Here is a 9,311-nt window from a genome sequence, read left to right as displayed (position 1 = left end):
GGGGGGGGGCCGGGGGGAGCCGTGGGTGTCGGGCAGGACCGCGCGCACCGCGAAACCGTCGCCGCTCGGGCCGGACTCGAAGGTGCCGCCCTCGTCGGCGGCCAGGGCGCGGAGTCCGGCCAAACCGCCCTCGGTGTCCTCGGAGCGGGCGGGAAGGGCGCTCTCGGTGACGGCCCCGGTGTCCTCCACCGTGACCCGGGTGACGCCGCCGCCCCGCACGATCCGGACCGAGACCTCGGCTCCCGGCGCGTACTTGGCGGCGTTGGTCAGTGCCTCCTGGACGACCCGGTGGGCCGCACGCCCGCTCGCCGATCCGGGGTCCGGGTCGGAGCCCTCACGGAGCAGCCGGACCGACAGTCCGGCGTCGGAGGCCCGTTCGACCAGGTCGGAGACGGTTTCGGTAGGAGTGTCCTCGGGCTCCTCGCGCAGGACCCCGATCACCTCGCGCAGCCGCAGGTTGGCGTCGTGTGCCGCGCCCCGGAGCTCCGCCGCCGCCTCGCGCCGCTCCGGGTCGTCCTTCGCGGACATCTCCAGGGCCGCCGCGCGCACCGCGATGAGCGCCAGGTCGTGGCCGAGGGAGTCGTGCATGCGGGAGGCGATGCGTGCGCGTTCGAGCAGGCGGGCCCGGTCGGTCTCGGCGACGCGGGCGCGTTCCATCCGCTCGGCCATCTCCCAGCCGCCGCGCCCGACCAGGCTCTGCCAGTGCCAGTACCGGCCGAAGAGCCACGGGGTGACCAGCGTCAGGACGAGGGCCAGGGCGACGCTCGCCCAGTCGTCCGCGCCGGCGAGGAACGCACGGGAGGTGTAGCCGAGCACGGTCCCCGAGGCCGCGTACCCCGCGAACGCCGCCGCCGCGGTGACCGCGGTCAGCGTCACGACCGGGCGGGCCCGGCCCGAGAACAGTCCGGCCCGGAAGGAGGACACGCACACGCAGAGGTAGGGGACGACCAGGATGGTCGTGGAGGTCGCGCCCAGGCCGGTGAGCAGGGCCTGCGCGGCGGCGTAGGCGGTCACCGCGGTGAGGGCCGCGTGGGGGAAGCGGCGCTGCAGCCCGACCGCGAGCACCGCCAGCGCCACGGCGCCCTCGACGGCCATGGCGTGGGAGGGCGTCCCGGCGAGTTCTGTCAGGGTGAGCGCGGCGAGCACCGCCCACAGGGCGAAGTCGAGGAGCGGTGCCTTCCAACGCTCCGGGACCCGCCGTCCCCGGAGTCGGCTTCGGCGCCCGGAATCGTCCATGCGCTCAGCCTAGGCGCGCCGCACTCCTGCCCGCCGTCTCGGGCGGGCAGGCGGAACCCGTCGACCAGGCTCTCCGAGACCGTGCCCGACGGGTCCGACCGCGCCCGGCCACAAGAACAAAAGGTTCATACCAGGGCATGGCGGGCGCCCGGCGGGGGAGAGTCCAGATTTTTCGCCGATCCGGGGAGGACCGCGGAATAGCTCCGGGGGTGGGTCCGTTACACGGAGCGGGTCGGTGCGGTTTAAGTGTCCCCCGGGCTCTAAACAACGCCTTCAGGGAATACCGCACCTAGCGGTGGCAGGAACCCTGTTGTGCCACCCGCCGTGAGGCGACCGCCGCACCGGCCCTCTTCGACATCGCGAAGGCCCACCGAGAGTACTCGGTGGGCCTTCGCGCTTCGGTGGAGCCGTGGGCGTTCCCGGTGGCCGGGTTCTGTTCCCGGCGCGGTCCGGGGCGCCGGGCCCTAGCGGAAGGTGGGGGCCAGGGCGGCCTCGAAGCGGTCGATCCACTCCGACAGTTCGCCCTTCACCCACGGGCAGTCCCGGACGAAGTGGTCCCATTCCTTGGAGTCGAACTCCCACGGGCCGTCGGGCCGGCGCAGCGCGGTCTCGTCGACCTCCTCGGCCCCGTCACCGAGCTCGGGCCGCAGCAGCGGAACGAGCAGGTCCCGGGAGAGCGGTGTGCGTTCGGCCAGGAGCACGGCGTCGTAGAGGTCCTTGCCCTGCGGGTACCTGTCGGTGAACAGCCACTGCACCTTCCACGCCAGGGACAGCTCCGGGGCGGCCGTGAGCACCTCCGCCCCGGCGACCGTCGCACGCACCGGTTCCACGGGCAGCACCTCGTGGAAGACCACGTCCACCTGCACGGTGCCAGGGGGGAGTCCTTCGGCCCGCCAGGGCAGGACCAGCCGTTTGCCCTGTGCGCGCTCGTAGGTCCAGATGCCCTCCTGCCGCACGTCCCGGGCGTCGAAGACGATCCTGTCCGCTCCCGCTCCCGCTCCCGCTCCCGCTCCCGCTCCGGCATCCGAGTCCGGACCGGCCCCGGTGACCGCCTCGACGATCTCGGTGAGCATGCGTTCGGCCGGGTCGCCGAACGCGGCGATCTCCACCGGCACCACCACGAAGTCCAGGTCGCGCGGGCGGCGGGCCCGTTCCCCGATCCACACGGGCATGGCCGTGCTGCCGCGCAGCACCAGGTGCTCCCGCCAGGGTGTGGCCGCGATCGCGCGCAGCGCCAGGTCCATCGCCCGCTGCTGCGCGGACCACCAGCGGGCACCGATTTCGGGGTCGACGAACACCGGTTCACCGGCCGTGTAGGCGTCACCGAAGTGCTTGAGGGCGGGGTCGAACACCCTGGCCTGTTCGGCCTCCGGCCCGGCGGTGTTCGGCAGGTAGGTGTCCGGGTCCCGGCCCGAGCCGACCAGCGGCGGGCGGTGGCGGGGGGCCTCCTCGTTCTCGGAGAACGGGTTGATACCCAACCACTCCGAGTCGAGGGAGGGGTCGCTGTCGTGGACGACGTACTCGCGCTCGATCGACAGGAGCCGGGACCTGGGCGTCTCGCGCCCGTCCATCGACACCCCGGCCATCTCCAGGGAACGGAGCAGCAGCCAGCTCAGCGCCTCGGCCTCTCGGCGGCCGGCCCGTGAGCAGCGCTGGACGACGAACCACTCCTGCCACTCCTCGCGGATCTCCTCCCGATCGCCTCCCGCGTGGCGGGAGAGCCCCGCCCGGTGCGGTTCCACGATCCGGGCGAGGGCTCCCAGATCGGCCCCGGGCGGCAACAGGAGCCTGATCCTCGTCTCGAAGTACCGCTCCCGCGGCTCATCCATGTGCGCGACCATGGCCCGGCTCCGGGGAACACCCTTGTTGTCGTGGGGGATCCCGACCCTGGTCCGGATCACCGGGAACCCGGCCCCGCTGAGGCGCCCGGCCCACATCTCGGCCATGGCCAGGGCCTTGTCCAGGCTCCCCCGGCCGTGGAAGGTGATCGTCGGCTGCGCGAGGGGTTCCTCCCGGAGGGGCTCGACGCGGGCGAAGCCGAGTCCGTACGTGTCGGCCCAACTCGCGGCCTCGGCGACCCGCCCGGGCGCGGTCGCGTCCAGGGTCAGGTTGACCTCGAAGTATTCAGTGGTGTCCATGGGGGTCTTCTTCTGTGGGGACTAGTTGTGCGGGCCGTCTCGGAGCTCGCGGAAGGTGGGTGCCAGGGCGGCCTCGAAGCGGTCGATCCACTCGCCCGGGCCGCCCTCCACCCACGGGCAGTCCCGGACGAAGTGCTCCCACCCCTGGATGAGGTCGTAGTCGCACCTCAGGTGGCCCTCGCCGTCGCTCAGGTACCGTTCGTTCATCTCGTCGGCCTCCGCGTCCATCTCCGGGCGCAGCACCCGCATGAGCAGGTCGTGCGGGAGCGGGTGGGATTCGGCGAGCAGGACGGCGTCGTAGAGGTCCTTGCCCTGCGGGTACGTGTCGGTGACCAGCCACTGCACCTTCCACGCCAGGGACAGCTCCGGCCCGGCGATCAGCACGGGGATGTCCCCGACAGTGGCGGCCAGAGGGGGTTCGGGCAGGGGCTCCTGGAACACCACGTCCACCTGGACCGTGCCCGGCGGCAGGACCTCGTGCGGGCCCTCCGTGTGCTGCCAGGGGATGACGAGCCGCCGACCGGAGGCGCGCTCGTAGGTCCAGATGCTCTCCCCGCGGGTTCCGGCGGTGTCGAACACCAGCCCGGCGGGCGGTTCCAGGGCACCGACCGCAGACACCAGGTCGTCGAGCATCCGCACCGAGTCGTGGTGCTCGGCCGACCTCGTCTCCGGAAGGGCCACGAAGTCCAGGTCGCGGGGGCGCCGGGCCCGCTCTCCCACCCACAGGGGCATGGTCGTACTGCCGCGCAGCACCAGGCTGTCCGCCCACTCCGTGGTGGACACCGCGCGCAGGACGTGTTCCATGGCGCTCCGGTTGGCCGCCCACCAGCGTTCGGCGAGCCCGGGGTCGGTGAAGACGGGTTCCGCGGGGCGGAAGGCGTGGTCGAACTGCTTCATCGCCGGGTCGAACACCTTCTCCTGGGTCGCGTGCGGTCCGGCGGTGACCGGCAGGAAGGTGGCGGGGTAGGTCGGGTCGTACCAACGGCGCCGGGCCTCGACCGGGTCCGTGACCGGGGCGTCGTCCAACCATCCGGCGTCCAGTGCGAGCGCGCTGTCGTACACGACGAACTCCCGTTCGGTGTCGATGACCCCGTTCTCCTCCCCGGAGAAGCTGCGGGGCAGCCCCTGCCCGTTGAGCACCTCCCTCAGGGAGGAGTGCAGCTCGTAGGCGACGTTCCTGTCCACGCCGGAGCAGCGCTGCGTGACGAACCGTTCCTGACGCCCGTCCTCGCGGGTGCGGCGGGCGTTGCGGGAGAGCCGGGCCCGGTGGGGCCCGACCAGCCGGGCGAGCCCGTCGAGGTCGGCGTCGGCGGGCAGCAGCAGCTTCAGGTGGGTCTCGAAGTAGTACCCCGGCCCGAGAGCGCGCGCCTCCTCGGGGGTGCCGGGCACGTCGGCGTTGGTGTGGGCGACCTCGTGCTTCTCCCGGACCACCTCGAACCCGGCTCCGGCCAGCCGCGCGCGCCAGCGGTTCGCGATCGCCCTCTGCCCGGTGAGGGTGCCGTGGCCGTGGTAGGTGACCATCGGCTGTGAGGGGGCGTCACCCCGGTCGAGCTGGATGTGCGTGAACTTCAGCCCCTGCTCGGCCGCCCAGGCGGCGGCGGAGGCGACGTCGGCGTCACTGTCCGCGCGCAGGGTCAGATGGGTCTCGAAGTCACCGGCGAATTCCATGGGTTCTTCTTCTGCTGAAGGGATCTGGAGGGTGGGGGCTCCCCTCCTCTCCGACGTCCCGGCAGGAGGGAGGGTTCACCGGTCCGGCCACCGGGCCGGGCGTCAGCGGGGGCTGAGGCCGGTCATCAGGAGGCTGACGACGGACTCGAGGCTCTCGTCGATGTCCTCGACGGTGTTGTCGGCGCTGAACGAGGCGAAGCCGTGCAGGGTCGAGGCCACGGTGAAGGCGATGGCCGCCGGGTCGCCCTCGCCGATCTCCCCGCTGCGCTGGCCCTCGGCGATGGTGTTCAGGACGACGGCGAGCAGGTCGCCCACGGCGGCGGCGAGCTGGTCGGAGATGTCGCTGTCGTGCTTGCGCGCGTACATCAGGTCCAGCAGGGCGGGGTTGGGCAGGGCGAAGCCCATGTAGGCGCGGGCCAGGGCCAGGAGGTAGGCCTCGGTGTCCGCTCCGGCGGTGTTCTGGGTGTTCACGGCCTGCTCCAGAACGGCCTGGAGCCGTTGGAACCCGCTGAGCGCCAGGGCGTCGAGCAGGGCCTGCTTGTCCTTGAAGTGGCGTCCGGGTGCCGCATGGCTGACACCCGCCTCACGGGCGAGTTCGCGTAGGGAGAGCGCTGCCGGGCCCCGCTCGGCGAGAGTGCGTTCGGCACTGGCCAGCAGGGCGGAGCGGAGGTCTCCGTGGTGGTAGGGGCGGTCAGCCATACCTCCAGCATAGTCGAATGTTTCCAATGACATCATTGTTGTCATTGACAACTTCCTGGGGAGGTGCCTACGTTGGTGGTATGAGCGAAAGCAACGTCAGCCTGCCCGACCTGACCGGCAGAACGGCCGTCATCACCGGCGCCAACAGCGGACTGGGTCTGGAGACCGCCAAGGTCCTGGCCAGGCGCGGTGCTCGTGTGGTGCTGGCCGTCCGCGACACCGCCAAGGGGGAGGAGGCCGCGGGAGGGATCGTGGGCGAGACCGAGGTCCGCCGCCTGGACCTGGCCGACCTGGCCTCGGTCCGCGAGTTCGCCGACGGGTGGAAGGGCGACCTCGAACTGCTGATCAACAACGCCGGCCTCATGGCCGTCCCGGAGTCCCGTACCAAGGACGGTTTCGAGACCCAGTTCGGCGTCAACCACCTGGGCCACTTCGCGCTCACCAACCTCCTGCTGGAACACGTCACCGGGCGGGTCGTCACCGTCTCCTCGGGCCTGCACCGGTCGGTGAACCGCATCGACTTCGACAACCCGAACCTGGAGGGGCGCTACACCCCCTACCGGGCCTACGGGCAGTCCAAGCTGGCCAACCTGCTGTTCACCCTGGAGCTGCAGCGCAGGCTGGACGGGGCCGGGTCCCCGGTACTGGCCACCGCCGCGCACCCCGGGTACGCCGCCACCAACCTCCAGAGCCGCAGCGAGAAGCCTCTTCAGGACCGGTTCATGCGGATCCTCAACCGGCTCGTCGCCCAGAGCGCCGAAGCCGGGGCCCTGCCCACGGTCTACGCCGCCACCCAGGACGTTCCCGGCGCCGCCTTCGCCGGGCCCACGGGACTGTTCATGAACGGTGCCCCCGGCCCCTCGAGCAGGAGCGCCGCCGCTCAGGACCCCGAGGCGGCCCGGCGGCTGTGGGACCTGTCCGAGGAGCTGACCGGCACCTCGTTCCCGCTGTCAGACGGACCCGCCGCGAGACGGACGACCCCGGTGCGGCGGGCGCCGCACCGGGGCCGTCGTGTGACAGTGACCCGGAGGCCGGAGGCTAGGGGACCAGGGTGAGCTCGTCCGTGCTCGCCTCCCGGACCGCGTCCTCGGTCACGGCCCAGGGCAGGGTCTCCCCCTCCGCCCACAGTTCCAGCTGGTCGTCGTAGTTGGGGTGGAAGGCGTGGCCGGAGTTGCCGGTCAGGTGGATCCACCTGGAGGAGTCCCGGTCGGACAGGTCCACGATCATGCGCATGGAGGGCACCGCGGTGATCCCGTACCCCTCGGCCGCGTTCCAGCCGGTCGCGTTCACGATGCTCGAACCACCCGAACTCTCCACCGGACCGCGGTTGAACAGCCACTCCACCGGGCCGATCCCCGAGGTCCCGAACGATTCGTGGGTCGCGGTGAGGGTGTGCAGGTCACCCCAGCGCCAGTCGGCGGGGGTGTCGCCGAGCAGCTCGGTGAGCTCCTCCGCGGCCTCGTCCATGGCGGCGGCGAGCACCTCCTCGCGGCCGTCGGCCTCGCCCCCCTCCCACCAGGCGTTGTCGGGGTCCTCCAGGAGCTGGGCCACCACGTACATGCCGCGCGAGCTGCTGTTCATGTCGAGCTCGCCGAGCTCGTCGAAGAGCAGCGGCAGCAGGTGCCGCCAGGTGGCGTTGTAGAACGCCGCGCCGGCGGAGTCGGGCTCGTTGAAGTGGTCCCAGTCCTCCAGCAGGGCCTGCGCCTCGGCGGTGGTTCCGTCGACCTCCGCGTCCAGCAGGTACGGGGTGATCTCGACGGCGGCGCCGTGGTGGGAGTCCATGAGGACGCGCTCCATGTCGGCCACGGTCAGCGGGCCGTCGGCGATGGCCTCGTCGAGCAGGTCGTTGATGCGCTGGCTCCGGTAGCCGTAGTCCCAGTCGGTGGTCAGGAAGTGCTCGTAGTCCTCGTCCACGACCGACTGGTTGGCGGTGACGATCACCCCGGACTCGGGGTTGAGGACGCTGGGGAGCTCGTCGAAGGGGAGGTACTCCTCCTCCCAGTCGTAGTCCGAGACCCAGCCGGGGGCGGGCCAGCGGCCGTCGCCCTCGCCGCGGACCGGGACCAGGCCGGGTGACTGGTAGCCGATGTTGCCCTCGTTGTCCGCGTAGACGAGGTTCTGCGAGGGCACGTCGAACTTGCCGGCCGCCTCCCGGAAGCCCTCCCAGTCGCGGGCCTGGTTCATGTCGAAGATGGCGTCGGCGGCGCTGCCCGGCTGGAGCGCGGTCCAGCGCAGGGACACCTGGTAGGGGGCGTCGTCGCCCTCCCCCGGGTTCTCGCCGATCTCGCGCAGGCCGGCCCCGGCGGCGGTCGTCGACAGGAGCGGGCCGCGGTGGGTGGAGCGGACGGTCAGGTCGAGGTCGTCACCGCCGGAGACCGCGATGGTCTCCTCGATGATCTCCAGCGGGAGCTCCTCGCCGTCCACCACGTAGGTGTCGCCGTCGACCTGCTCCAGGTAGAGGTCCATGACGTCGGGGTTGAGGTTGGTGAAGCCCCAGGCGATGGACTCGTTCTGGCCGATGATCACACCGGGCAGACCGGAGAAGCTGAACCCGCTCACGTCGAACGGGCAGGCCTCGGTGAGCTCCGTGCAGTGCAGGCCCATCTGGTACCAGGTGGACGGCATGGAGGCGCCCAGGTGGGGGTCGTTGGTCAGGAGCGGCGCACCGGTCTCGGTGTGCTCCCCGGAGACCACCCAGGAGTTGGAGCCGAGGTCGGGGCTGCTGGACGGGCCGAGGAGGTCGGGGATGGCCGCGTGCACGTCGGAGAACCCGTCGAGCGCGGCGAGGGCCTCCTCGGGCAGTTCGGGGGCGCGCCCCAGGTCGGCCTCGGGATCGTCCCCGTCGTGCTCGTCGGTGTCGGTGATGGGGGAGTGCAGATCGGTGGGGTAGGCCGGGTAGAGCTCCTCGATCATGTCCTCGTCGAGCCCTTTGGCCAGCAGCTGGGCGCGTTCGGTCTCCGCCTGGAGGTTGCCGCCGAGGTCCCAGGCCATGGCCTTGAGCCAGGCGAGGCTGTCCGTGGGGGTCCAGGGCTCCACGGTGTAGTCGTCCGCGGTGATCCCGAGCAGCCCGTACTCCAGACCGGCCTCGAGCCCCTGGTTGTCGTCGATCCAGGCGTTCACCCCGGCCGCGTAGGCGTCCAGGTAGCGCTGGGTGTCCTCCTCGAGGAGGTCGTACTCCTGCTCGGCGACCCGCCGCCAGCCCATGGTGCGCAGGTAGATGTCGGTCTCCACCTGGCCCTCCCCGAAGAGCTCGGCGGTGCGGCCCGCTGTGACGTGGCGGCGAAAGTCCATCTCCCAGAACCGGTCCTGCGCGTGCGTGAACCCCTGGGCGACGAACAGGTCCTCGGCGTTGTCCGAGTACACGTGCGCCACGCCCTGCTCGTCCCGGAGCACGGTCACCGGAGCGCTGAGTTCGGAGAGGGACAGCTCCCCGGAGGTCGTCGGGAACGACCGTCGCACCGCCCAGACGCCCAGCAGAGACGCAATCAGCGCAAGAGACGCAATGGTGGCTATAAGCCCCAGAAGAACACGAAGAAGGACACGCTTCCGCAATACACCCATGACGGAACC

General features: G+C 71.5%; 6 protein-coding genes. 1 reads left to right on the top strand and 5 read right to left on the bottom strand.

The features are described 5' to 3' along the window. From D458_RS32990 to D458_RS0105350, 4 genes are all read right to left on the bottom strand, one after another. Nucleotides 1–1,236, bottom strand: a 1,236-nt coding sequence (locus tag D458_RS32990; RefSeq protein ID WP_017585698.1) for a sensor histidine kinase, incomplete at its 3' end; no start/stop codon positions are given. Nucleotides 1,237–1,700: 464 nt separating this feature from the next. Further along, on the bottom strand, nt 1,701–3,374 hold the full coding sequence (locus D458_RS0105360) for a nucleotidyl transferase AbiEii/AbiGii toxin family protein (protein WP_017585697.1): 1,674 nt from the start codon (nt 3,372–3,374) through the stop codon (nt 1,701–1,703). A gap of 21 nt (nt 3,375–3,395) precedes the next feature. Then, a complete protein-coding gene (locus D458_RS0105355; RefSeq protein ID WP_017585696.1) occupies nt 3,396–5,042 on the bottom strand; it encodes a nucleotidyl transferase AbiEii/AbiGii toxin family protein in 1,647 nt (548 codons plus the stop codon). A 102-nt stretch (nt 5,043–5,144) separates the two neighbouring features. Further along, entirely contained in the window at nt 5,145–5,741 is a 597-nt protein-coding gene (locus D458_RS0105350; RefSeq protein WP_017585695.1) for a TetR/AcrR family transcriptional regulator, read from the bottom strand. A gap of 80 nt (nt 5,742–5,821) precedes the next feature. On the opposite strand from D458_RS0105350, the gene D458_RS0105345 reads away from it, so the two are divergent. After that, entirely contained in the window at nt 5,822–6,796 is a 975-nt protein-coding gene (locus tag D458_RS0105345) for an oxidoreductase (protein WP_017585694.1), read from the top strand. On the opposite strand, the gene D458_RS0105340 is transcribed toward D458_RS0105345, so the two are convergent. Then, nucleotides 6,780–9,302 (bottom strand): penicillin acylase family protein, encoded by a 2,523-nt coding sequence (locus D458_RS0105340; RefSeq protein ID WP_239647893.1) that lies wholly within the window; start codon nt 9,300–9,302, stop codon nt 6,780–6,782. The two genes, D458_RS0105345 and D458_RS0105340, sit on opposite strands and share 17 nt — an antisense overlap. Nucleotides 9,303–9,311: the final 9 nt, after the last annotated feature.

The organism is Nocardiopsis ganjiahuensis DSM 45031 (assembly GCF_000341085.1).
Lineage (GTDB): Bacteria > Actinomycetota > Actinomycetes > Streptosporangiales > Streptosporangiaceae > Nocardiopsis > Nocardiopsis ganjiahuensis.
This window is presented reverse-complemented; position numbering and strand designations above follow the sequence as displayed.

What these genes read in the sequence shown, in the direction of transcription:
- D458_RS0105360 (WP_017585697.1), bottom strand. Translation starts at nt 3,374, where the DNA reads ATGGACACCACTGAATACTTCGAGGTCAACCTGACCCTGGACGCGACC.
- D458_RS0105355 (WP_017585696.1), bottom strand. Translation starts at nt 5,042, where the DNA reads ATGGAATTCGCCGGTGACTTCGAGACCCATCTGACCCTGCGCGCGGAC.
- D458_RS0105350 (WP_017585695.1), bottom strand. Translation starts at nt 5,741, where the DNA reads ATGGCTGACCGCCCCTACCACCACGGAGACCTCCGCTCCGCCCTGCTG.
- D458_RS0105345 (WP_017585694.1), top strand. Translation starts at nt 5,822, where the DNA reads ATGAGCGAAAGCAACGTCAGCCTGCCCGACCTGACCGGCAGAACGGCC.
- D458_RS0105340 (WP_239647893.1), bottom strand. Translation starts at nt 9,302, where the DNA reads ATGGGTGTATTGCGGAAGCGTGTCCTTCTTCGTGTTCTTCTGGGGCTT.